Source organism: Streptomyces sp. LMG1-1-1.1 (assembly GCF_040815545.1).
Classification (GTDB): domain Bacteria; phylum Actinomycetota; class Actinomycetes; order Streptomycetales; family Streptomycetaceae; genus Streptomyces.
Map to the genome: position 1 here is coordinate 46,854 of NZ_JBFPNH010000034.1, position 23,157 is coordinate 70,010.

General features: G+C 68.1%; 21 protein-coding genes and 1 pseudogene. 10 read left to right on the forward strand and 12 right to left on the reverse strand.

Features of this window, described 5'->3' with window-relative positions:
- Positions 1-212 precede the first annotated feature (212 nt).
- From MRBLMG1_RS20625 to MRBLMG1_RS20635, 3 genes and pseudogenes are all read right to left on the reverse strand, one after another.
- A pseudogene (locus MRBLMG1_RS20625) lies at positions 213-958 on the reverse strand (aldo/keto reductase); the annotation flags it as partial.
- 133 nt (positions 959-1,091) lie between these two features.
- Positions 1,092-2,372, reverse strand: a complete 1,281-nt coding sequence (locus MRBLMG1_RS20630; protein ID WP_367825560.1) for an MDR family MFS transporter — start codon at positions 2,370-2,372, stop codon at positions 1,092-1,094.
- Between the two features lie 144 nt (positions 2,373-2,516).
- The gene (locus tag MRBLMG1_RS20635) at positions 2,517-3,527 is read right to left on the reverse strand and encodes an ATP-grasp domain-containing protein (RefSeq protein ID WP_367825561.1); all 1,011 of its coding nucleotides are present in this window, start codon (positions 3,525-3,527) and stop codon (positions 2,517-2,519) included.
- 601 nt (positions 3,528-4,128) lie between these two features.
- Between MRBLMG1_RS20635 and MRBLMG1_RS20640 the strand changes: the two genes are divergently transcribed.
- Positions 4,129-5,181: a D-alanine--D-alanine ligase family protein gene (locus tag MRBLMG1_RS20640; protein WP_367825562.1), complete on the forward strand. Its 1,053-nt coding sequence runs from the start codon at positions 4,129-4,131 to the stop codon at positions 5,179-5,181.
- Positions 5,182-5,233: 52 nt separating this feature from the next.
- Positions 5,234-6,136: a threonine ammonia-lyase gene (locus MRBLMG1_RS20645; RefSeq protein ID WP_367825563.1), complete on the forward strand. Its 903-nt coding sequence runs from the start codon at positions 5,234-5,236 to the stop codon at positions 6,134-6,136.
- 14 nt (positions 6,137-6,150) lie between these two features.
- Here the strand turns inward: MRBLMG1_RS20645 and MRBLMG1_RS20650 are convergent, their stop codons facing one another.
- A complete protein-coding gene (locus MRBLMG1_RS20650) occupies positions 6,151-6,780 on the reverse strand; it encodes a C39 family peptidase (RefSeq protein ID WP_367825564.1) in 630 nt (209 codons plus the stop codon).
- 177 nt (positions 6,781-6,957) lie between these two features.
- Here MRBLMG1_RS20650 and MRBLMG1_RS20655 point away from each other — a divergent pair, with 177 nt between their 5' ends.
- Both MRBLMG1_RS20655 and MRBLMG1_RS20660 read left to right on the forward strand, forming a co-directional pair.
- Positions 6,958-7,797, forward strand: a complete 840-nt coding sequence (locus MRBLMG1_RS20655) for a M55 family metallopeptidase (RefSeq protein ID WP_367825565.1) — start codon at positions 6,958-6,960, stop codon at positions 7,795-7,797.
- A gap of 414 nt (positions 7,798-8,211) precedes the next feature.
- Positions 8,212-9,447, forward strand: coding sequence for a helix-turn-helix domain-containing protein (locus MRBLMG1_RS20660; RefSeq protein WP_367825566.1), 1,236 nt, complete (start codon positions 8,212-8,214; stop codon positions 9,445-9,447).
- Between the two features lie 545 nt (positions 9,448-9,992).
- On the opposite strand, the gene MRBLMG1_RS20665 is transcribed toward MRBLMG1_RS20660, so the two are convergent.
- Positions 9,993-10,745: a hypothetical protein gene (locus MRBLMG1_RS20665; RefSeq protein ID WP_367825567.1), complete on the reverse strand. Its 753-nt coding sequence runs from the start codon at positions 10,743-10,745 to the stop codon at positions 9,993-9,995.
- Between the two features lie 194 nt (positions 10,746-10,939).
- On the reverse strand, positions 10,940-11,593 hold the full coding sequence (locus MRBLMG1_RS20670; protein ID WP_367825568.1) for a hypothetical protein: 654 nt from the start codon (positions 11,591-11,593) through the stop codon (positions 10,940-10,942).
- Positions 11,594-11,817: 224 nt separating this feature from the next.
- On the opposite strand from MRBLMG1_RS20670, the gene MRBLMG1_RS20675 reads away from it, so the two are divergent.
- Together MRBLMG1_RS20675 and MRBLMG1_RS20680 are read left to right on the forward strand one after the other, a co-directional pair.
- Positions 11,818-12,627 (forward strand): tetratricopeptide repeat protein, encoded by an 810-nt coding sequence (locus tag MRBLMG1_RS20675; RefSeq protein ID WP_367825612.1) that lies wholly within the window; start codon positions 11,818-11,820, stop codon positions 12,625-12,627.
- A gap of 276 nt (positions 12,628-12,903) precedes the next feature.
- On the forward strand, positions 12,904-13,482 hold the full coding sequence (locus MRBLMG1_RS20680) for a GNAT family N-acetyltransferase (RefSeq protein WP_367825569.1): 579 nt from the start codon (positions 12,904-12,906) through the stop codon (positions 13,480-13,482).
- Between the two features lie 156 nt (positions 13,483-13,638).
- On the opposite strand, the gene MRBLMG1_RS20685 is transcribed toward MRBLMG1_RS20680, so the two are convergent.
- On the reverse strand, positions 13,639-14,244 hold the full coding sequence (locus tag MRBLMG1_RS20685) for a CGNR zinc finger domain-containing protein (RefSeq protein ID WP_367825570.1): 606 nt from the start codon (positions 14,242-14,244) through the stop codon (positions 13,639-13,641).
- A gap of 87 nt (positions 14,245-14,331) precedes the next feature.
- Here MRBLMG1_RS20685 and MRBLMG1_RS20690 point away from each other — a divergent pair, with 87 nt between their 5' ends.
- On the forward strand, positions 14,332-15,087 hold the full coding sequence (locus MRBLMG1_RS20690) for an MBL fold metallo-hydrolase (RefSeq protein WP_367825571.1): 756 nt from the start codon (positions 14,332-14,334) through the stop codon (positions 15,085-15,087).
- A gap of 48 nt (positions 15,088-15,135) precedes the next feature.
- On the opposite strand, the gene MRBLMG1_RS20695 is transcribed toward MRBLMG1_RS20690, so the two are convergent.
- Together MRBLMG1_RS20695 and MRBLMG1_RS20700 are read right to left on the reverse strand one after the other, a co-directional pair.
- Complete coding sequence (locus MRBLMG1_RS20695; protein ID WP_367825572.1) at positions 15,136-15,591, reverse strand: SDR family NAD(P)-dependent oxidoreductase; 456 nt, start codon at positions 15,589-15,591, stop codon at positions 15,136-15,138.
- Entirely contained in the window at positions 15,551-15,862 is a 312-nt protein-coding gene (locus tag MRBLMG1_RS20700; RefSeq protein ID WP_367825573.1) for an SDR family NAD(P)-dependent oxidoreductase, read from the reverse strand. The genes MRBLMG1_RS20695 and MRBLMG1_RS20700 overlap by 41 nt, the downstream gene beginning before the upstream one ends.
- 267 nt (positions 15,863-16,129) lie before the next feature.
- On the opposite strand from MRBLMG1_RS20700, the gene MRBLMG1_RS20705 reads away from it, so the two are divergent.
- Positions 16,130-16,672, forward strand: a complete 543-nt coding sequence (locus MRBLMG1_RS20705) for a hypothetical protein (protein WP_367825574.1) — start codon at positions 16,130-16,132, stop codon at positions 16,670-16,672.
- A gap of 816 nt (positions 16,673-17,488) precedes the next feature.
- The gene (locus MRBLMG1_RS20710; RefSeq protein ID WP_367825575.1) at positions 17,489-17,806 is read left to right on the forward strand and encodes a hypothetical protein; all 318 of its coding nucleotides are present in this window, start codon (positions 17,489-17,491) and stop codon (positions 17,804-17,806) included.
- A gap of 251 nt (positions 17,807-18,057) precedes the next feature.
- Here the strand turns inward: MRBLMG1_RS20710 and MRBLMG1_RS20715 are convergent, their stop codons facing one another.
- Together MRBLMG1_RS20715 and MRBLMG1_RS20720 are read right to left on the reverse strand one after the other, a co-directional pair.
- Positions 18,058-18,483, reverse strand: coding sequence for a cupin (locus tag MRBLMG1_RS20715; protein WP_367825576.1), 426 nt, complete (start codon positions 18,481-18,483; stop codon positions 18,058-18,060).
- The gene (locus tag MRBLMG1_RS20720) at positions 18,480-19,928 is read right to left on the reverse strand and encodes an MFS transporter (RefSeq protein ID WP_367825577.1); all 1,449 of its coding nucleotides are present in this window, start codon (positions 19,926-19,928) and stop codon (positions 18,480-18,482) included. Before MRBLMG1_RS20720 ends, MRBLMG1_RS20715 begins: the two co-directional genes overlap by 4 nt.
- 58 nt (positions 19,929-19,986) lie before the next feature.
- Here MRBLMG1_RS20720 and MRBLMG1_RS20725 point away from each other — a divergent pair, with 58 nt between their 5' ends.
- The gene (locus tag MRBLMG1_RS20725) at positions 19,987-20,655 is read left to right on the forward strand and encodes a TetR/AcrR family transcriptional regulator (protein WP_367825578.1); all 669 of its coding nucleotides are present in this window, start codon (positions 19,987-19,989) and stop codon (positions 20,653-20,655) included.
- A 374-nt stretch (positions 20,656-21,029) separates the two neighbouring features.
- Here the strand turns inward: MRBLMG1_RS20725 and MRBLMG1_RS20730 are convergent, their stop codons facing one another.
- The gene (locus tag MRBLMG1_RS20730; RefSeq protein WP_367825579.1) at positions 21,030-23,144 is read right to left on the reverse strand and encodes a serine/threonine-protein kinase; all 2,115 of its coding nucleotides are present in this window, start codon (positions 23,142-23,144) and stop codon (positions 21,030-21,032) included.
- Positions 23,145-23,157 lie beyond the last annotated feature (13 nt).

Sequence of the window (23,157 nt, forward strand, 5' to 3'; positions counted from 1 at the left end):
CCGAGGTCCGCACGTCGAAGGAGGGCAGGCGACCTTCGATGGCCGGGCGGGTGTCGGGGTCCTGCGGCGTGGTGCCGTGGCGTGATCACGGTGGACGGCTCCCGGTGAACGTGCATGGGGTGGGGGCCGGGCGGGTGCCCGCGTGGCATCGAGCGGCACCCACGCCTGGCGAGGGGTCTCTGGTGGCGCTTCAGTCGTCCAGGTGGCGTGGCAGCGAGCCAGGTGACCATCTTGGGGTCGTGGTGGTCGAAGAACAGGGAGCTGCCGGTGTCGAGGGTGGCGATCCGGGCCATCTGCTCGTGGGTGAGCTCGAAGTCGAGGACGCCGATGTTCTCGGCCATGCGCTCGGCCCGCACGGACTTGGGGATGGCGACGACACCGCGCTGGGTCAGCCAGCGCAGTACGACCTGGGCGACGGACCTGCCGTGTTCCTTGCCGATCTCGGTGAGGAGCGGGTTGGTGAACAGGTTGTACTTGCCTTCGGCGAAGCCGCCCCAGGACTGGATCTGCACCCCGTGCTCACGCGTGAGGTCCTGATAGTCGGCGCGCTGGAAGAACGGGTGCGTCTCGACCTGAACGGGTGCGTCTCGACCTGGTTGACGGCCGGGGTGACCTCGTTGTTGACGATCAGGTCGATCAGCCGGTCGGGGTAGAAGTTGGCGACGCCGATCGCCTTGGCCGCGCCCCCACGGTTGAGCGCCTCCATGGCGCGCCACTGTCCGTAGACATCGCCGAAGGGCTGGTGGATCAGGTACAGGTCGAGGTAGTCCAGGCCCAGCTTGGCCAGGGACGTCTCGAACGCCCGGCGGGTGTCGTCCTCGGCGGGGGCGTTCTGGGCCCACAGCTTGGTGGTGACGAACAGGTCCTCGCGTGGGATGTCGCTGGACTTGATGGCGCGGCCGACGGCTTCCTCGTTGGCGTAAGCGGCGGCGGTGTCCAGCAGGCGGTAGCCGGCGGCCCGTTCGCGGACTTGGCAGGAGACCGAGCACGGTGACCACGCACAACCCGGCCCTGGCCATGTGCGCCGGCACGACGCGCACACGACAAGGCTCGCCGCCGAACCGCTAGACCAACGCCCGCCGGACCGCGTCTCAGGCCGCCGCCTCCGAGAGGCGGATCATGGCGGACCGTGCTCGGACCTTAGGGATGAGCAGCCATTGGCCGGTTGCGGCGCCGAGGCACAGGAGCACGCAGACCGACCAGAGTCCGGTGGATTGCCACTGCAGGAGCCAGGTGCCCAGGAGGGGGGCGGTGAGTGCGGCTGTGGACCAGGTCATGCCGTAGAGGCCGAAGTAGCGGCCGCGGAGGAGAGCGGGGGCTAGGGAAGCGATGACGGCCTGGTTGACCGAGCTGACGGCGACTTCTCCCAGGGTCCATACGGCTACGGTGGCGGCGTAGCCGACGGGGGTGGAGACGAGTGCTGTGGCGCCGTAGCCGAGACCGAGGACGAGGATGCCGCCGATGAGTACGTGGCTGTGGTCCAGTCGGGAGAGCAGGGGGCTGGCCAGGGGTTGGACGATGATGATGACGACGGCGTTGGTGGCCATCACGTATCCGAAGGTCGAAGGTGCGATGCCGTCGAGCTTCATTGCCAGGGGGAGCGTCGACAGGCATTGGCAGAAGACGATGCCATAGGCGAACCAGGATCCGAGGTAGGCGAGCATCAGCCGGTCGCGCGCGACGTCGAGGTAGCTACCGGACCGGGTGTCCGACTCGGCCGGTGGTTTGGGGCTCGCCGCCGGCTTTCCCATGAACCACACGAGGAGACCGGCGAGCAGGCAGGCGGCGGAGTTGACCCAGAACAGCAGAGTGAAGCCGTGGCGGACGAGCGAGCCGCCGAAGACCATGGAGATCGCGTAGCCGAGGTTCACGGCCCAGTAGAGCAGGCCGAAGGCTTTGGGCCTGTCGGCTGGGGCGTAGTGGGCGGCGATCATGGAGGCCGAAGCGGGTCTGTGCATCTCCGCCGCGACGCCGACCAGGAAGGCGAACAGGGCGATCAGCGCCACCTGGTCCACCGCGCCCAGGAGGAACAGGAAGATTCCCGTTCCGCTCATTCCCAGGGTCATTGTGGCCCGGTAGCCGATGCGGTCGACCAGCAGCCCGCCGCACAGTTGAGAGATGATCCCGCCGAAGCCGGACATGGCGAGCACCACACCGACGACGGTCAGGGAAACGTTCTGGTCCTGTGTCAGGTAGTAGCTCAGATAGGGGATCACCATGGATCCCAGCTGATTGGTGAGGGTGGCACCCCAGACCACCCAGAACTGGCCTGTGAGGGCGCCGGTCCACTTCCGCCACACACCGCTGCCCTGGCCGGATCGCGTCGCGGATTCCCGGCTGTCCGGTGCGAGCTCGTCTTGCGGATTCGTCATGTGTCACGCTTTCCGCCGGACAACGACTTCCGGCCTGTACCTTTCTGTGCCTTCCCGAAGACCGCCTCGCTGGTGACACGGCGAGTAAGTGCTTGACCAGGCAAGTACGTACTTGACCAGGCGAGTCGCGCGTCACCAGCGGAATCAGTCGGGAACGTAGGAAAAGGCCTTGTCCGAGGCCAGGAAGTCCGCCAGATCAAGGAGCGGGTCCGGGGACTCGGAGGTCGCGATGAGGCGGGCCAGTTTGCCGCCCGACGTTCCTCGCGCCCAGTCCGGACGATCTCCGACCTCGTAGAACAGCTCGGCCTCGACGACCTCGTCGAAGGCCATCAACTGGTCGACGGTGGGCACCTGTGCGAGCGTGACGTCCCTGGCGGGGGACTGCGGGACGTACTGGCCGGTGCTGCGCAGGCGGGGGCCCATCGGCGCGATGGGGCGACCGGTGGCGATATTGGCCATCGCGGTCACGACGTCGTAGTCGAAGCTGAGCTGGAGCATCTCGATGGCGGCTCCCCCCAACCGGCTGTTGACCTCGATGATCCGCGGTCCGGCGGCCGTGAGCATGACCTCGGTGTGCACCATCGAGTTCCTGATCCCCACGGCGTGGATGGCCTGTGTGGCGCACTCGAGGATCAAGTCGATCCGATGGCCGGGGAGGCTGGAGGGAAAGACGTTGCCGTTCTCGCGGAACGGTTCCGACAGCGGGAACTTGTCGGTCACGGCGCAGTGGGTCACCGAGCCGTTCTGTACCAGTGACTCGACGCTGACGTACGGCGCGTAGCGGGGGTCGTCGTGCCATCGCTCGCCGATCAGCATCTCCTCCAACACGAAGTGCACCGAGCCGTCCCCGCGCGGATCCGCCGTGTAGCGGGCGGTCGCCATGTCCCACAATTCGGCCAGGTCGACGTCTTCCGTGACGCGGTAGGTGGCCATGCTGCCCACGCCGGCCGACGGCTTGAGGACCGCGGGCAGGCCCACCTCGGCCACCGCACTCACCAGATCGGACAGCGAGAGCACGGAGGCGAACCCCGGTATCGGGACGCCACCCTTCGCCAGCGCGGTGCGCTGCGCCTCCTTGCTCCTCAGCGCGGGCAGGGATTCCGGCGAGTTCGCCGGCAGCCCGAGTTCGAGGGCCGCCGCATGGGTCTCCGTCACGACCAGCTCGCTGAACCCGAGAATTCCCTCAGGGCGCCACTTCCGGCAGAACTCCAGCACGGCACGCAAGGAATCATCGCCGCCCAGCAGGGGCGAGTGGGCGCAGAAACCACTCAGTGTCCGGGCGTGTAACGCGTCTTTCTCGGCGTCGCCCGTCGGGGCCCAAAGGACGTGTACCTCGAAGTTCGCGGTGAGTTTCGGCAGGTACCAGGCCGGGGGAGGCGGGCCCGGGCCGTCAAGGAACACGAGCCTGGGCAGGTTCTTCTCATGAGCCACTTGTAACTCCTCAAAGGCAGAAGGGTGTTGAGGCTACCGGCGAGCAACTTACGAGCGTCCGCACAGCGAGTCAACATCGAAGTCATGTCTGTGACTTCCTGCCGCCGGGCAAAGAGGAGGAATCGGCATGATCTAGGTCAAGAGGTGAGGTCAGTCGCCCGGAAAAGGGCTTGTTGATCGTGGGGGAGGGGTAGATTCTCGGCCGAGGTTGTCAACTGTCAGTCAAATGAATGACATCAGCATTGACTCGACTGTCGAGGCTACCTAGCTTGAGGGTCGCAGCTCTTGAAGGGCTTCACTCCACCCATCGATTACGAGGCGTTTCGTGTCTTTGAACATCACCCTCCTTGTTGGCGGTCGGAGCACCGAACATGATGCATCCCTCCACGGCTACCACCATGTCCTGCACGAATTACTCAAAGAGCCGAACCGCGTAGTGGTCGACTCCGTCTGCTATGTCGACCGCATGGGCACGGTTCACTTCTTCGACCGCGGACCTTGGCCCGAGGGCGAGAAGGAGCTCCTCGCAGGGGAGGCCATACCTCTGGGCGCGGCCATAGAACGGCTCAGGTCGGGTGGTTCGTTCGTCTTCTCCCTGCTGCACGGGAACGAGGGCGAGGACGGCGGCTGGCAGGGGCTGGCCGAAGTCGCGGGGATACGGGGGAACTTCGGGCCCGTACTCGCCTCGGCCCTGGGCATGGACAAGTACCTTCAGTCCTGCCTGGCCACAGCTCTGCTGCCCGGATTGCGCGCTCCGCGCTCCGCGCTGGTCCGCGCGGACTCGTTCGACGCACAGCGCATCCTGCGGGAGATCGGGCCTGGTCCCCTCGTGGTCAAGCCCAATCGCATGGGCGCTTCACTGCTCACCACGCTCCTCCACGATGCGGACGAGCAGGAGCTGGTGCGAGCAGTCGAGGCAGCCGCGCCGTACGACAACCAGGTTCTGGTGCAGGAGTTCGTGAGCGGCCGCGAGTACTCGTGCAGCGTGTACCGGGAGAACGGACGCCTCATCGACCTTCCGGTGGCGGAGGTGGTGTCGCAGGGCTTCTTCGGTCACGAGGAGAAGCACGTCAAGGGGCGTGCGCGTATCGAACTGTGCGCCGAGGACCCCACGACCAAGGCCATCCGCGCGTACGCGCACGGGGTCTTCGAGGCCACCGAGGTGGCGACGTTCGCGCGCTGTGACTTCCTGGTCAGGGACGGCGTCACGTACTTCCTCGAAATCAACACCCTGCCCGGTCTGATGTCCGGCAGCATCTTCCCGATGGCGCTTGCGGCAAGCGGCCGAACTATCACCGACCTCGTCGTCGCGGCGTCCGGGGACTATGACTCTCGTCCCGCACGCGACAAGGTCAAGGAATACGCCATCAGTCACTGACCGGGCGATCGGAAGAACGCACGTATTCGGTCACGACACTGATGGGAAGGTCATGTCTGTACAGCTCAAGGAACGACTCCAGCCGATTCGTACCCGCGTCGTCCGGCTCCAGCCGCACGGCTGGCGGGGGATCCTCGTCAAAGACGAGACCCGCCAGATATCGGGGGCTTTCAAGTACCGGGGCAACGCCCACAAAGTGGCAGGGTTGCCGGCCGGAAGCGCCATTGTCACGGCCTCCACCGGGAACCACGCGTCCGGGCTCGCGGAAGCGGCCTCGGCCCGCGGCCTCTCCCTTCGGGTGTTCGTCCCGCGAACGACGCCGCTGGCCAAGCGGCAGAGAATCACCGGAGCCGGCGCCGAGATCGTCCTCGTGGAGGGCGGCTACGACGACTGCGAGGTTCTCGCACGCGGGTACGCGGACGAAGGCGCCGCCGTCTTCGTGCACAGTTTCGATGACCCCGACATCATCGAGGGCCATCGAAGCCTCTACCGCGAGGTGCGGGAGGAGGCCGACCTGCCCGACGTCGCGTTCGTACCCGTGGGCGGGGGCGGCCTGGTGGCGGCGGGCATCGCCGAATGGGGTGACGCTCCCACCCGGATCGTAGGCGTCGAGTACGAGGGCGCACCGGCGATGCAGATGTCCCTGCGGGCCGGCCACCGGATCGCGCTGGACTCCGCTCAGGGTCTACCGGAAGGCCTGCTGGTCCGGCGGATCGGCGCCCGGTCCTTCGAGGCCTGCCGGGAGTACGGTCTGGAAGTGCGCACCGTCGACGACGGGGAACTGCATCGGGCGATGCGCATCCTGTGGGCGGAGGCCGGCATCCGGGCCGAGGGAGCGGGGGCGGCGGCGTTCGCGGCCGCACTGCGGAATCCCGACCCCCGCAAGGTGGCCCTCTGTGTGGTCTCCGGCGGCAACATCGACGATCAGACCTGGAGCGACTGCATCCTCGGTTGAGCCGGGCCCGGCCCCTACCGACCGCTGATCCCCAAGGTGACGCCCCGTCGCGCGAAGAACCGAGGCAGCGCCTCCCAAGGCACCTCGGCGAAACGCTGCGACACGCCGGGCAGGCCGGACGGGTTGTGGATCTGTAGGTGGCCGGGCGAGCAGCCGACGGCGAGGACCAGGTGCCCACCGCGGCCGGGGGGCGTACCGTCCGGCTCGCGGATCGACGGGTGGACGGAGAGCATGACCAGCTTGCCGTCCTCCAGGTGGCCGGGGATCTCCTCCATCGCCAGCGTCCCGTGAACTTCGGCTTCGATGCCCCACCGTTGCGCTGCGTACTCGGCGAACGGTGCGTAGATCAGGCCGTCCACGCCGTCCTCGCGGCGTACGTACGCGCCGGCATCCAGGGACTCCCGAGCCAGCGTCAGGAGATTCGGCGGATTCAGGTCCCAGTAGTCCAGGGCCATGCGCAGACAGGCCATACCGCAGATGCGCCAGGACCAGAAGGCGTATTCCTCGGCGGTGTCCGCCCCCGAACTGCGCCACAACGGATCGTCTTCGGCCTTCGTTCGGCCGGAAAGCAGGTCGGGGACGAGATCTGCGGATTCCCATTGCGCGTAATACGGCACATCATGCCGGACTGAAATGTTTCTCATATTCCTTCCATGTGCCGGTCACGCGCGTGGAATTCGCATGTCGGACGGAGTGGTTCTGGACGATAGCATGGCGTTCGGCGTCTGCCCCCGGCGGGACCGATCACCTCACCCCCCGGAACAAGTCGACGATTTTCGGCCACTCCCTTGTCCGCTCGGAAGCAACGCAAAGGAACCGCCATGAGGGTATACATCAGCGCGGACATGGAGGGCATTACCGGACTCGTGGACGCGGAGGACGTACAGCCGTCGGGCAGGGATTACGAGCTCGGTCGTCTGATGATGACCGAAGACGTCAATGCCGCGATTTCCGGGGCTCTCTCCGGAGGTGCGACGGACGTCCTGGTGAACGACGCGCACGGTCCGATGCGGAACCTGTTCCCGGGGGAACTGCACCCGCGGGCCCGTCTGATCAAGGGACGCCCGAAACCGATGAGCATGCTGGAAGGCCTGGAGGCCGACTTCGGCATCGTGCTCTGTGTCGGCTTCCACGCGCGGGCCGGGGCGCCGGGAGTCATGAGCCACAGTTTCATGGGTCACGAGATCGAGGACATGTGGCTGGACGGCCGCCCGGTGGGCGAGATCGGTCTCCTTCATGCCGCGGCGGCGGCCATCGGCGTTCCCGTCGGTCTGCTGACGGGCGACGACGCCGCATGCGCGGAGATGACGGAGTGGGACAGCGGCGTGACGACCGTCGCCGTCAAGACGGCCCGGGACCGCTTCGCCGCCGAGCTGCGGCCCCCGGCCGAGTCGCGTGCCGCCATCCAGGCCGCCGCGCACAGCGCCGTCGCCGGCCTGCTCGCCTCCCCGCGTGAACCGGACCTCGCGCAGAAGCCGAAGGCACTCGCCGTCCGCTGGCAGTCCGCGGCGGTGGCGACCCACCTGCTGGGCATCCCCGGCGTGACGCGGACCGACAGCAGGACCGTCGAGGTCACGGCGCGGATGCCGGACCTCTACCGCCTCCTGGGCATCTTCCTGCGCGTGGCCACGACCTTGACGAACCAGGCTCCCTACTGTTGAAAGACCTCCACGATCACCCCCGTTGGTCCGCTATGCGAAAAAGAGCAGTATTTCGCTGCACTCGCTGCGAGGAGTCCGCGGGCCAGTCCGTACGAGTCATGGACGAGGCATGAACTTTCCTCGTAATATGTCTGCTCTTGACGTATTCGGAGAGTCAACCCCGTCGAAAGATGTCCACTGGCACGTCGACTGCCCCGCTTCGGCCCACAAGGCGACCATCGGAGTGAGATCAGGAGTCATCGAGCACACGCATTCCGCTACGGCCACTCGATCTCGGCAGGCATCCGGGACATCCCTTCGATGCCGACAGCAGCGCCGCTGTCGCTGATCATCGCGTTAGCAGTGAGTTGCGCACGTGTGGACTGTCGAAGGCTGCGGGGCATGTGACTCTCCTACCGGATCAGAGGACGTTGCATGGAGATCGAGCAGCCTGCCTTCGGGCGGCGGCTGAGAAGACTTCGTCTTGAAAGCGGACTGACGCAGGGGGACCTGGCCGGGGGGCCGGTCTCCACCAGCTATGTCTCGCGCATCGAAAGCGGTAGTCGTCTGCCGTCCGAGGAGACCCTGCGCCATCTGGCCGGAAAACTCGGACTCGACGTCGCCCGACTGGTATCGAGCGAAGGTTCCCAGGACTGCTGGGGCGCGACCATGGCCGAGGTCTCCACGGCTCTGGCGGACAAGGACCTCTCCAGGGTCATCGACCTGCTGGAGTCGCACGCCGAACTGCCGGCGCGGCTTCCGGAGGACTGGGCCTGGCAGGCCCTGTGGGCCCGCTCTCTTGCCCGCTCCGAAATGAAGGACCCCGTCGGCCAGCGCGAGGATCTACGCCAGTTGGTGGTTCTCACCAGGAAATGGGAATCCCCCTGCCTACTCGCCAGGCTTCTCGTCGAGCTTTCCAGAGCGGAACGAAAGCTAGGCGGCATCGCCGAAGCCCGTACTGCCGCCCAGGAAGCGCTTTCCCTGGTCGAGGGGTTCCCCTCCGGCACTCACACCCTCGGCGTGAGCGTCCGCCTGGCACTCATTGCCGCGGAAACCGAGGCCGGCCTGCTGGCGCAGGCCGCTACACGAATTCCCGACGTCTTGGACATGGTCGCGGACGCCTCCTCGGAGCTCACGGTCCAGGCGTACTGGACGTGCTCCGGTGTGAGAATCCGGCAGGGACTCTTCCAGGAAGGCAGGGAGCTGATCGCGCACGCCCTGTCCGCCATGGACAGCCGACGCGACCTGCTCGGTTGGGCGCGCTTGAGACTGGCCGCGGTATCCCTCGAACTGCGCTGCCCCGAGCCCTCCTCCCTGGAGATCCAGACCTGGCTCCAGGAGGCGGCCGATGCGCTCCGCTATGTGGGAGACCCCATCCATCATGCCGAACTCACGGCAGTGGCAGCCCGCGTGCACCTCATGGAAGGCCGACCCGCCGATGCCCTCACGCAAGCGGCAGCCGCGGAGGACACGGGCCTTCTCACCTTCCACGACAGATTGCGGACAAGGCTCCTGCGTGCCGAGGCCACCATGAGACTGGGCCGGAACCAAGAGGGGGTTCGGCTGGCGCAGAGTGTGGCCGAGGAATCCGAAGGTGCCGGATACCTGGATTTGGCAGCAGAAGCGTGGAAGGCGGTAGCGGTGTCCAGGGAACTCCCACCAGCTATGTGAAGCACCCTGCCCCCTCTTCCGTATGCGACCGATCTTCCGGACCCGGCTCTGACAATCTCGGGTCGCACACCATTCAACATATTGACTGCACTGTGAACTGAAAACAGTGATTCCAGTCAGTGAATCATGGCGAGAATCGTTCGCGGTCCCTCTCGTGAACGTCCGCCCGCCTGGCTTGCACAACCCCTCACTCGCTGACCGACGCGTTCGGATCCAAGGGTTGTGGCCACGTCCACCTGCGAAGACCTGGTAGAGGTTCCTCGAAGTGGCCGGTTCCGTGTGACCTGCGGAGTGGCATGCCGGGTGGGCCCCTGTGCTGTTTGCGCACTATGCCTCATGTCTCAAACTCGCCAGCTCGGGTGGCTCGTCAGTGCCCAAATTCGTACGGGATCGACCGCGCATACAGCCACCGGCCGGGCCCGCAGCCGGCAGCAGGCGCGCTCGGTGGCCCCCGCGAACAGGGCTCGCCGCCGACCGACCCTCCTGACGGGACGGGAACTGACCGACGGCATCCAGTTCCGACCCATGGCTGCTGGACGGGCCGTTCAGCCGGGCCAGGTGCCGAGCGCCTGGGCCAGACGGTTGCTCTGCTCTCGGGTGATGCCCGCCGCGGGGCGAGTCCCGCACCGCGGACTCATGTATCCGTCGCACTGCAGGATTCCGAGGAACGGTTCCTGTCCTGCGGAGAGCGGGGAAGCGCCTGGAAGTGTCCATTCAGCCGGCTCCCACAGAGGGTGGTCCGCCAGCAGCGCCTCCGCGAGACCCGGTGCCAGCTCCGCGGGGACACCCGCCTCCTCCAACGCTCGGCTGAGCACGGCTGCCGCGTCGCCGGGCAGCTCCTCGTCGCCGAGCGCGGGCAGCAGCAGGAGCAGGCGTGCGTATTCGGCGTGGACTCCCGGAGCACTGAGGTCCGGCGTACGGGCGATGTGGTGGAGCTCCCGCCAAGACAAGCCCGGGCCGGCCTGGTGGCCGCTGACGGTGGCCAAGTGGCCGTGCCGTCCCCACTCGGGGTGGGTGATGAAGTACTCCGTTTCCGGATCGTCGGGAAAGTTGCGTCCCAGGACCAGCGCGGTGTGGCCATCGGCAAACGGGATCCGAAAGACGGGCCAGTGATCCTCGTCGCCGAGCACGTCGCAGGCCGCGTCGGCGTCAGCCCCGTCGACACCGAACCATTCCGGAATCGGGTCGTACTCCTCCGTCTGACTCAGCCACATCAGGTAGGCCGCCCAGAACCCCGGCAGCGCCAGCAGTTCCTCCCCGGCGGTAACAGGGGCGTTCTCGAATCCTTCTATCAGCACTGCTCCAGACTCTCACCCGCCTGTGACAGCCCGTGCCTGCCTCGGTGGAGCCAACAGCCACTGAGGTCACCAGCCACCAACAAGCGGTCCACCGCCCGGCAGCTCCGTAGGGACTTCAGTACGGCCCGGCGCTCTGGCCCATGCCTCGGGGCCGGAGCCGTTGCTCATGCAGCATCGGTTGCGGTGCGGCGGGCTCAGTCCGTGAGGAAGGCTCCTTCGCGGCAAGCGCGGCAGATGAAGACGTATCCGAGCTGCCCGCCGAGGTTCATCGCGGTCCGCGCGGAGATCCCTTCCTCCAGATGTGCCGCGAACTCCATCGCGCCGGTGCAGGAGGGGCATGTGGGCAGTCGGTCGTCCTCAAGGTAGGAGGGGCTGCCGCCGAGTGACCCGAGCACCTCGCGCTGCTTCCCGAATGTCTCTTCGGGTCCCCGCTTCCATCCCGAACGAGCAAGGTCGTACGCGTCAGGCGCGACTTCGGCGTGGTCGTCGTTCACTTCGGGGTCGAGCGTCACGACGTGGGTTCGGATGGCCGAGGTAGCGGGCAGCAGCGTTACTCCCGTCTCGGGCACGGCTACCGGCCGCAGTCCCTCCCGGAAAAACAGGCACACCCGGTTCGCGCCGGCAGTCGCGTCCCAGAATTCACATGCGCCGGGTTCGTTCTGGCACACGAACACCGACAGGACGCCGTCCTCGACCGGGAGATGGGCGAAGAACTGCAGCGGCCCGCCGCAGCAGGAATCGCACATGGGCCACTCGAATCCTGCAGGAGCCAGCGGCACGCCCCCGGTACGTGGGACATCGGAGTCGGCCGGTGCGGTGCCGTCGTAGATCATCAGGGTCGTCTGCATGGTGTGAGGCTACGGTCCGCCGCCGACATGACTGAACGGGGCGGGAGCCGGGGGCAGGGAAATGCCCTGATCACTCACGACCGCCGCACCGAACCACGCGCCGTACGCATCCACGCCCTCACCGCCCGCGCCGTACGCGAAGCCATCCCTGCGGCCGGCCTCGCCCACCTCGCCGCGGCCGCCGCGGACGGCCTCCTGCCCATCTGGCCCGAGACGAGGAAGCCATCGAGCTCCTCCAGCAGGTCGTGGCCGACGGCGTGCGGCTGCTCGGCCCCGACCACCCCGAGGTCCTCCTCAGCCGCAACAGCCTGGCCAGCGCCTATCTCCAAGCAGCCCGGACCGAGGAAGCCGCTGAACTGCTCGAACAGCGGGTCGCCGACAGCGAACGGCTCCTCGGCCCCGACCACCGCATCTCCCTCCTCGCCCGAGCCAACCTCGTCGGCGCCTACCGGGAGGGGCACTGGGCGGCAGAGGCCCTGGGCCTCCAGGAGCAGGTCGTCTCCGACAGTGACCGTCTGCTCGGTGCCGACCACCCGAGCACCCTCACCGCCCGCAACAACCTGGCCCGCCTCTACCAGATGGCAGGCCGGACGCAGGAGGCGCTAATCCTGCAGGAGCAAGTGCTGTCCGACATCGAGAGCCTGCTCGGCAACGGCCACCCGAGCACCCTCCTCGCCCGCGCCAACCTGGCCGAGTCGTACCGTCAAGCCGACCGGTTCGAAGAAGCCATCGGCCTGCTGGAGCAGGTGGTACCGGCCCGCGAACGCGTACTCGGCGCCGATCACGTCGACACGGTCATCGCCCGCGGGTGCCTGGCCGGGGCTTATGCGCAGGTACGGCGAACCGAGGAATCCATCGTTCTCCTGGAGTCGGTGGTGCCCGACTGCGAACGGCTCTTCGGCGTCGACCGCCCCCGACCTCGTCATCGCCCGCTACGACTTGGTCGGCTTCTACCAACAGTCGGGCCACACCGACAAGGCGCTCGACCTGATGGAGCGCGTGGCAGCGGACTCCGCCCGGTTGCCAGCCGCTGACCACCCGGACACCCTCACCACACTGGACCACCTCGCCCACCTGAGGCAGTCGCTCACCGGCCCAGGCCCTGAGCCGGACTAGCGCGTGGCCGGAGGCTTACGTATGCGACTGGCCGGCAACGAGACGTCCGGCTGAACGTCGGATGGCTGGAAGCCGGTCGGCCGTACGGTCGTACTTGACCGGCCCCGTCCTCGCCGCAAGCCCCGCGCCTGTATACCTACCCCGAGGCTTTGCCAGCTCTGGAGTTCGAGGTTCGGGCAGTGCAAGATCGGCGCATGCCCAGACAACGTGAGATCGTCCTGCCGTCGAGCATTCGGTTATCAGGAGACGGGATCCTGCTGAGGGAGTGGGCCGAGACCGACCTGCCGGCCTTGGTCGAGCTCTACGACGACCCCGAGATGGACCGATGGACTCCGGTGCCCTCTCCGTTCGACTCGACAGCGGCGGGCAAGTACCTGGCCAGGGCCCACGAAGGCCGCGAGGACGGCCGGAAGACCGCGCAGTTGGCGATCACCACCGACGGTGAGCAGCCGCGCGGCGAGGTCCTCCTGTGTCGCTGCGAGTTCGACGCGCGAGATGTCGAGCTCGCGTACGGCGTCGGCAGCCGACATCGGCGGCAGGGCCTGGCCTCACGAGCCGTCACCCTGGTGGCCGACTACGCCCGTCGCCAGCTGGGCGCAAGACGAGTACTGCTGCGCATCGAAGCAGGGAACCTCCGAAGCGTGGCTGTGGCCCGCACGACCGGCTTCCAGCTCACCGACGACAAGCCCATCGAGCGCGAGGCCAAGGGCCGCCAGGTGACGCTGCTTACCTGGTGCCACGAGAACGACGGAGCGGTCTCTCTTTCGCCTTGAGCGACTGGAGCGGCCGGAGCGCCTGGGGCACTTGGGGCGACTGGGGCGTCCCGGCTTCAGCCCCCCGAGCCTCCAGCCCGCCCAGCCGCCAGCGCACCGGGCCTTCAGCCCTCCCGCGTTCCGCCCCTCGCCTCCAGTCGAACTCGCCCTGCTTGGTCAGCGCGAGGGCGTGGGGCGCGTACGGCGGGCGTACGCGCGGGCAGCACGGGCGCGGTCGCCGCAGCGGACGGAGCACCATTGGCGGCGGCCGTGGCGGAGCAGGTAGCGGGTGCAGGGAGGAGAGCCGCAGGCGGTGAGGCGGTTGGCGTCGGCGCTGGTCAGTAGGTCGGCGGCGTTGGCGGCCAGAGTCGCCATGGCACGGTCGAGGATCTCGTTGGTGGGGCACGGCGTCGCACGGTAGGGGCCGTTGTTCTCGTCCCAGTGCAGCAGTGCGGCCGTGGGGGCTTTGCTCAGTGCGTCGTTGACGGCCGACAGCGCCCCGGGCAGCGCGGGCAGACCGGCTACCCGTGCGGCGAACAGTGACCTGATGTGTTCGCGCAATGAGCGCAGCTGCGTCGCGCACATCTCCTGCACCCCTGCGTCGGCCGGAGCCAGTCCGTGCTCCGTGAGCCACTGGTTGGTTGCCGCGGGGGTGCCGAGCAGGTCGACGTAATGCCCGCCGGGCAGCGCGATGGCGCTGTTGACGAAGTCGAGGGCGAGGTACTCCTCGGCTCCCGGCGCGGGTGTCGCCGCGACGTCGTCGCCTGACTGACTCTCATCCATGCCTCTCATGTTACGTCTTGCTCTCATCCGTGAGAAGTCGCTACTGTTCATCACGGATAAGCGACTACTCAAACGTGAGGCATCGTGATGACGGCAATACCTGTCCGTGTCCTTGGCGGTCCGACGGCCCTGTTCGACTACGGCGGCCTGCGCTTCCTGACCGACCCCACTTTCGACGAGCCCGGTGATTACGAGGTGCCCGGCGGGCGCCTGACCAAGACCGCGCGCTCATCTGCCGCACCCGGCCACGTCGATGTGGTCCTGCTCTCCCACGACGAGCACCCCGACAACCTCGACACGTCCGGCCGCGCCTTTCTCGCCCAAGTCCCGCTCACACTCACCACGCCCGGAGGTGCTCAGCGGTTGGGGGACGGCACGAAGGGGCTGGCCGACTGGGACGTGATCGAGCTGCAGCGGCCCGACGGCGGCACGATCACCGTGACAGCGGTGCCCGCCGTCCACGGGCCCGGCGCCCGCGAGGACGTCGAACCGATCACCGGCCAGGTCGTCGGCTTCGTCCTGACCGGACAGGACCTGCCCACGCTCTACGTCAGCGGCGACAACGCCTCACTCGACGCCGTCAAGCAGATCGCCGAACACTTCGGCCCGGTGGACATCGCGATCCTCTTCGCCGGGGCACCCCGCTTCGACGTACTGTTCGACGGAGCGGTGATCGTCCTGGACAGCGCCCAGGCAGCCGAAGCCACCAGGATCCTCGGCGCCCGCCGGGTGGTCCCCGTCCACTACGAGGGCTGGGCCCACTTCACCGAGGGCAGGGACGCCCTCCGAGCCGCGTTCACCGCCGCCGACCTCGCCTACCGCCTCGACCTGACCTGCACCTGACCACTCAGGCCTCTTGAGGATCGTCCCTGACGCGCGAAAGCCGAGCGATCACTGCTGTTCGAAGTGGAAGGAGCGGATGAAGCAATCCCTCGGCTGACCGATCGCGAACAGGACACAGTCGACGACGGACTGGGCAGTCAACGGGTCGCCGGCGGACCGGGAAGCGCTGTCCCAGGAAGAGGCGAGCGGGTCGCCGTCGTTGAAATCAGGCGGGTAGAGGGAAATGACGCGAATACCTTCGGAGCGCAGCCGCTGCGAAAGAATGTCGGCGAACCCGGCCTGGGCAGCCTTGGCGGCGTAGAAGGCAGGGTGGGCCTGGGAACGGTGATTGCGGGATTCCGCCGCCGAGGAAACCAGGTTGACCACGTCCGCGCCGGCGGCACCACGCAACAGCGGCAGGAAGTGCTTGCTCACCAGCAGTGTGCCCGTGGCCCCCGAGGCGATGGTGCCGCTGATCGCGTCGTCATCGGCATCCCAGAGCCCGGGGCCCGAGGTAGCGAGCACCGTTGCTCACCAGTACATCCACCCGGTCGGTACGGCCCGCGATCTCTTGGGCGAATGCAGGGATCGAGGCAGGCTCGGCCAGATCGCAGGCGAACGCGCAAGCGGACGCACCGCTGTCCTCCGCCACCTCACCGACCACCTTCTGGGCAGCCTCCACAGAGCGCGCGGCCACGAACACCTGCGCGCCCAGCCGACCCGCCCGCAATGCCAACGCACGACCCAGCCCGCGCCCGGCCCCGGTGATGACCACCGTGCGTCCGTTGAGATCCATGTACGCACCCCCTACGATCCAGGATGATCATCGCGAGCCTAACCCGTACGGTCGCGACGCCCGGCCGCCCAGCCCCGTCATGACGAGGTTGTTGTGCGTGTGGTGACGGTGGGTGTCCACGGAGCAGGTACACACGGAGCAGCTATACGGAGCAGGTCTGAGGTCACCCAACCGAGCGCGGGGGCAGCGGCGGCGCGAGGTAGGCAATGGCGTGGCCGCTCTCGGGCCTCACCGGCTTCTGATTTTGCTCGTCCGGAGTGTTAGGCGATGCTGATCGGCATGCCGTCCCCGTCGACACATGCGCTGACCCACTGGGACACCTTCCTCATCAACTTTCGAGACTTCGTGTTCCCCGACGGGCATGGCCACGGGTACCGATGGGTCCACATGAAGCGCTTCCACCTCGCGCCCGATGTGCCAGATGACCGGGACGTGCTGGCTGCCCTGATGGCTCATCCAGAGTTCCGCGATACGTACGACGGGGCCGGCGTATGGGACGAACCACGCCATGGACAGTGGTGGTCGGACCGCATTACCCCGGACACCTACCTCTCCGTCGGCGACGAAACCGCTACTGATGTGATCCGTTCATGGGCTGATGGCGGGTTCGGAGTCCCCATCGCTCTCGCCAATCGGCTGCAGGAAGCGGTCTACGCAACGATCCACCAGGCAACGAGCCGGTATGCGCTGGGCAACCTCCCCGACGATGCGCACCACGATTACGGCCCTATCCATAGCGAGTTTCACGAACTCGTCCTCGTCGATCGCGGGTCGGGCGTTCTCACCGTCCTGGTCGCTGCCGACGACTGAGGGCGGCGGTGGGTGCCATGGCGGCTTACGGATAGGCAGATCGTGAGAGGTCCCGCCACGCACACGCCGATCACCCGCCCACGTACAACCGTCGGTGCCACCACGGAGAGGGTTCTCCGCTCCAGTCCACCCAATGGCTCGGATCAGGCTCGGGAAAAGTCCTGCGGCGGAACTCTGCATCGAGGCCGGCAAGCAGCTGTCGCAGTTCAGCGCGTGCCGGAAGGGGGAGCAGTCCGGCGATGTGCTCCAGCGCGTCCCTGACCACCGCGACATCGTCGTACTGGCACCCCGGACAGGCAGGGCACTCCGAGGCGGTCAACCTCAGCTTCCGACCAGGCTGCCGCAAGAACTCTCTGTAGCTGTAGAGAAACTGCGAGGTCCGCCCAGGTCGAACCTCGTAGCCGGCAAAACCATGCTCCACCAAGTGGATTGCGGCACTCGCATCCTGCGACAGGCGGTCGATCGGGGGCAGTTCACGAGCCCATTGGGGCGGTTGACGCTCCGATGCGGCGCGGATCGCGCCTGGACGCTTACGTGGCATGAGCCTTTCTGGTGATCATCACGAGGCTCATCCTGTCATCGGCAGCACGCGGTGCGCCAGACTGTTTGTTCGCCTAGCTCCGCGCCGAGGGCCACGACGACACAATGACGAGGACGTCGCTCCGCCTCTCCCGTGGGCACGGGGAGGCTCCTCGTGATCGTCAAGTCGTGCCGTAGCGGACCGTCGGACCGGCGCTGCCGAAGACCTGAGACACTGAGCCCGCGTGCGCCGTGCCTGACGGTGCCAGGGGGGAGAACCCGGTGTCGCGTTGGATCGTGCTGGGCATACCTGTTGACGGCATCTCGGAGGGGCGAAGCCGAGATGCCCGGACGGTTACCGAGTTCGATGGCAGTGCGGAGGAGGCGGAGGCCGCGCTGCTGCAGGCAGCGGAAACGTTTGGCTATGACCTCTGGAAGGTCCGCCGGCGTGAGATCTTCAGGACTTCGAGCCGCTCCTACTTCATCCGCATCGAGGGGCGTTGGAACTCGTACGGCTTCCTCCTACAACTCGCTGAGCGTGTGATGGACTCTGACGTGCAGGCGGAAGACGCGCTGAGTGATAGTGGTCCGCGAGATCCGAACGGCCCTGGCTGATGGCGGCGGAGAGATCCCGAGCCTGAGGTGTGCCGGTGATCTTCAAGAGGAAGCAGGAGGCTTCGGGCCCCGAACGGCGAGCGGATCTGGAACGAGGGTCTGCCCGATGACATCCCCGTAGTGGCGGGCCGTTGCTTGCTCGTGCTCGACGAGCCGACCTACCAACGGAGCTGGAACGCCGACCGGTTGCCGCCGAGCCTTCGAGTGAGGTTGGTGGGGGCCCGGCAGCCACCTGCCGGGCCCCCTGTCGATCAATCGATGTCGGTGCGCTTCTCCAGGCGGGTGCCCTGGCGCAGGGTGATGGACATCAGGTCACTGGGGGCGTCCAGTTCCAGGCGGTGCCAGCGACCGCGGGGGATGATCACGGCGGCGCCGGCCTGCAGCTGCACCATTTCTTCGGCCGCGCCAGCCGCGCCAGCCGCGCCAGCCGCGCCGGCCGCGTCGGGGCGGAAGTAGAGGCGGATGGCGCCGGTGAGGCAGCACACCGCTTCCTCGGCCTCGGGGTGCATTTCCCAGTGGTCGGCGTGGACGTCGGCGTCGGTGTCCACGTGGAACGTGGCGATCTGCCAGGTGCCGGAGTCGCTGCTGGTCATCTGACGGGCGGTGGCTCGGATGTCGCCGTGCGGGTGGAAATGCAGTGCCGAGGCGAACAGGTCGACGGTGGCGGTCGTCGTCATGAGGGAGTTCCTTCCAGCTGGTTGTCTGCGGGGGTGCTGGGGCGCGGGAGGGGAGCGACGGCGCGGTGGCGCGGCAGTACGCCGATCGCCACGACGGCCGCGACTAGGAAGAGGGCGGCGGCGATGGCCAGGCCCAGGGCGTAGCCGCCGTTGAGTGCGGCGGGGTCGGTGGCCGTGCCGGTGTGATGTGCGGCGAGGGTGGCGAGGGCGGCCAGGCCGATGGAGCCGCCGAGTTGGCGGGAACTGTTCATCAGGCCGGTCGCCATGCCGGCCTCGCGCGGGGCGACGCCGGTGGTCGCGGCGCCGGCGACGGGAGCCAGGACCAGTCCGGCGCCGACGCTGGTGAGGAGGGACGGGCCGAGTACGTCGGTGAGGAAGCTTCCGTCGGGGCTGATGAGGGCGAACCAGGCTAGGCCTGCGGCGGCCAGGAGGGCGCCGGGCACCAGGGAAGCACGGGGGGTGCGGGAGGTGGTGATACGGGTCGCGACGATGGTTCCGGCGATCAGGCCCAGGGAGAAGGGCAGGAACGCGGTGCCGGTCGCTGCGGCGCCCATGCCGAGGACCTGCTGCATGTAGAGGGACACGAAGTAGAACGCCGTGAACTGACCTGCCGCGGCGAGGAATACGACGACGTTCGCGCCGGCGAGCCAGCGGCTGCGCAGCAGACCCAGGCGTAGCAAGGGTGCGGTGACCCTCGACTCGGCGAGCACGAAGGCGACGAGCAGTACGGCCGCGGCGGCGAGGGTCGCCCACGTGGTCGTGGAGCCCCAGCCCAGGGTGTCGGTGCGGACGACACCGAGCACGAGGAGTCCGACGCCTCCGGTTGCCAGGACGGCGCCCAGCGCGTCCAGCCTCTCGCGGCCGGCGGGGGGCGCTCCGGCGGGGACGCCCGTGAGGACGAGCGCGAGAGCCGCCGCGACGATGGGCAGGTTGATCAGCATGACCCAGCGCCAGCCCACGTACTCGGTCAGCAGTCCACCGGCCAGCACGCCCAGCGCGCCGCCCGCGGCGTTCACGGCGCTCCACACGCCGAGGGCCCGGACGCGCGGGGGGCCTTCGGCGAAGGTGGTGGTGAGCATCGCCAGTGCGGCCGGCGCGGCCGCGGCGGCGCCCAGGCCCTGGCCGGCGCGTGCGCTGATCAGCTGCCAGGGGGCCTGGGCCAGACCACCCATTAACGAGCACAAGCCGAAGGCGGTCAGCCCCAGCACGAACATCCGGCGTCGGCCGTACAGGTCGCAAGCGCGTCCGCCCAGCAGCAGGAACCCGCCGAAAGTGAGCGCGTACACGTGCACGACCCACGACAGGTCGAGCGGCGCGAATTCCAGCGCCGTGCGGATCGCGGGTAAGGCGACGTTGACCACGGACATGTCCAGGGCGACGACGAACTGGGCGACGGCGGCTGCCGCCAGCACCACTCCGGGCCTCCCTCTAGAGTTTCTATACATGTAAGAAAACTTAACGCCGAGGTTCGCCGCTGTCGACATCTGCGGAATGATGGGGGGCATGCCGCAACCGTCTGCACCGCGCAAAACCCTGGGCCGACCTCCTCGTATCTCTCGCGAGGAGATCATCGAGACAGCCCGCCGGATCGTGGATGAAGGAGGCGTGGGCCGGCTGACCATGCGGCGGTTGGCCACGGAGATAGGCAGTACGCCGATGGCGCTCTACCACCATGTCCGCGACAAGGAGGAACTCCTCGTCCTCCTGCTGGACGACTACGCCGCCCGGACCCTGCACCGGCCCGAGCTGCCCGCCGACCCCCGCGAGCGGGTCGTCGTGGCCGCCACCGCCGTCCACGAGGCGCTCGCCGCCTGCCCCTGGATCGTGGAAGTGCTGACCGCCGACGACCTGATGTCCACGCACGCGCTGTGGTTCGTCGAGCAAATCGTCGACGGCCTGGTCGCATGCGGCCTCTCACCCGACCGGGCCGTCCACGGCTACCGCGCGATCTGGTACTACACCGCGGGAGAGATCGTGGTCAGGACGACATCGGCCCGACGCCGCGCAGCCAACGACCGCGCGACCTACCGCGAGCAGGTCTTCGCCGATCTCGACCCGCGCGAGCTACCCCGCCTGGCACAGGCCGCCGACCGCTGGGCTCCCCTGACCGCGGAGGACACCTACCAGGAGGGGCTCCGGGCCCTGGTGGACGGCCTTCTCGCCAGCCGCTGACGACGACGTCAGCCGCTGACGACGCCGGCCGCTGACCAAGTCGGCCGCTCGACGACACGCCGTCGTCGATGCGCCCGCCCGCACGCTGACGCTACGGCTCTCGAGTACCAGCGCGTGATCGGCCGTCAGCATCTCGTCCTGGACGCCTGGCGCACCCTCGTGAGCATGGCCCTCCCGCGCGGCTCAGTCGAGGGCGCGAGACTGAGTCCGGGACGAGATCGCGCAGGACGAGGGAACAGGCCTGCGAGATCTGGCGGGCCTCCCCCTGCTTCGGCTCTGCCTTCCTCTGCTCTGCCTCTGCTCTGCCACGGCGGGGCCGAGCAGGGCTTTGCGGCAGTAGCCAGGTCTAGGTCCGCTAACCGTGCACGAGCTCGCTAGGTGCCCGCAGCGGTCAGCTGTCCCATCCAGTGCCTGGCCTCGAAGAGGGGTGTGTCGGCGCCGCCGACGGGCTCGTACGACAGCTTGCGTATTCCCTTGTCCTCGCTCTCCCAGATGGACAACGAGGGGGCACTGTCGGCGCAGCCCGATGGCTGCTTGCTGTCGGCGAGCTCTGCGGGCGCGGTGCGGAGCCGGGCCGACTCCTGGGAGAACAGCTGCGCTTTGTACACGCACCTCTCCCCGATCACGCTGATGGACACGAGACGGATGTCGCGTTTCGTCGCCCCCTCGCCGAACGTGACTTCGAAGCGGTAGGTGCCGTCCTGGCCCCTCCCGCCCCACGAGCCCCGATAGTTCTCCGGCAGCGCGCCGTTGGCGGAGGATGCCTTCATGAACGTGTCAGGTTTGTAGAGGGTCTGCCCGTCGTTGCCGTGGTCGTAGTAGCCCGGGTCGTCCTCCCACTCGTACGTCCCGTTCCACGCGGCTACGAACGCCCCGGTACCGTCCGGGGCGGCAGGGCCGTAGTCATCGGTGTTGTCCTCGCAACGATCCGCCTCGGACTTGGGGCTTGCGCTCTTCAGTCGACTCGTGCCGAGCTTGATCGCGTCGCTTCTGGAGTCGGTGACGGTGCTGTCCCAGACACACAGCCGGTCCTCGTTCAGCAAGGAGTACTGGGCGGTGCCCTTCGGGTCGATGAACAGGCGTGCGGTCACCCCCTCTATGCGGAGGCCGTCGCTGTCCCTCAGGTCGAGAGCCGCCTCCCAGTTCCCCTGCAACGCTTCCGGAGCCCTCAGAGACGGTGAGTCTCCCGTCCCGTGCTTGCCGCCTTGCCATGGGCGGAGCGCGAGCAGTCCGCCGATGGTGACGAGCACCACGACGGCCGCCATGCCCGCCACGACGACTGGGCGACGCCGCCGGTCCGGGGTCTGCGTCGGACCGTACGAGCCTGCCGTTTCGTCGTATCCCGGCCCCGCCGTGGGCGCGTACGCGAGCGCGTCCGGCGGGGATGTGGGAGGCGCCGGGACGGGCTCAGGTGCGGCGGGCGATTGTGCGGGCTCAGGTGCGGCGGGCGCTTGCACGAGCTGAGGTGCGGCGGGCGCTTGCGCGGGCTGAGGTGCGGCGGGCTCTTGCACGGGCCGGGGGGTGGGCGCGGTCCGGGCAGGCGCCGGCGGAATGGGACTTTGACCGGGCACGAGGGCCGTGTGCGGGCGCAACGGGTCGAAGTCCAGCAACTGTGCCGCGTGGCGCCCCAGTCGACCGAGCAGCGCGCCTGGCAGCCATTCGTCGGTGCCTTCTGTGGCGGTGCGGGCGGCGACCTGCTCCGGCGTGGGGCGTCGTGCCGGGTCCTTCTGAAGGCACTCCCGCACGAGTCCGAGGAGCGCCTCCGGCAGCCCGTCCAGGTCCGGCTCCTCCTCGGCGACCCGGAACAGCTGGGCGTGCAGCCCGTTGCCGGTCGCCCCGAAGGGCTGGCGCCCCGTGGCGGCGTAGGCGAGGACCGAACCCAGGCAGAACACATCGGAGGCGGCGGTGACGTGGAGCCCGCGCACCTGCTCCGGGGACATGAAGCCGGGCGAGCCGATCACCATGCCCGTGCGGGTCTGCAGGCTGTCCCCGCTGATGCTGTCCAGCGCCCGGGCGATACCGAAGTCGATGACCCGGGGCCCGTCCACGGTGACCAGGACGTTGGACGGCTTGAGGTCGCGGTGGACGAGGCCCGCCTCGTGGATGGCCTGCAGGGCGAGCGCGAGCCGGTTGGCCAGGACCCGCACCGACTGCTCGGGTAACGGTCCGTGCTGCTCGGCCACGACGGAGTGCAGATCGGGTCCGGAAATGTACTGCGTCGCGACCCAGGGCGTCTCCGCGTCCGTGTCCGCGTCGAGCACTGCCGCGGTCCAGCCCCCACCGACCCGCTTCGCCGCGGTGACCTCGCGTGCGAACCGCGCGCGGAATTCGGCGTGTTGGGCGAACTCGGTCTGCACGACCTTGACCGCGACAGTGCGCCCGCCTTCGGACCGGGCGAGGTAGACCCGGCCCATGCCGCCGGCGCCCAAGCGGGCGATGAGGCGGTAGGGGCCTATGTGGGGCGGGTCTTCGGCGGTCAACTGGTCCACGAGGAAGGAGGGT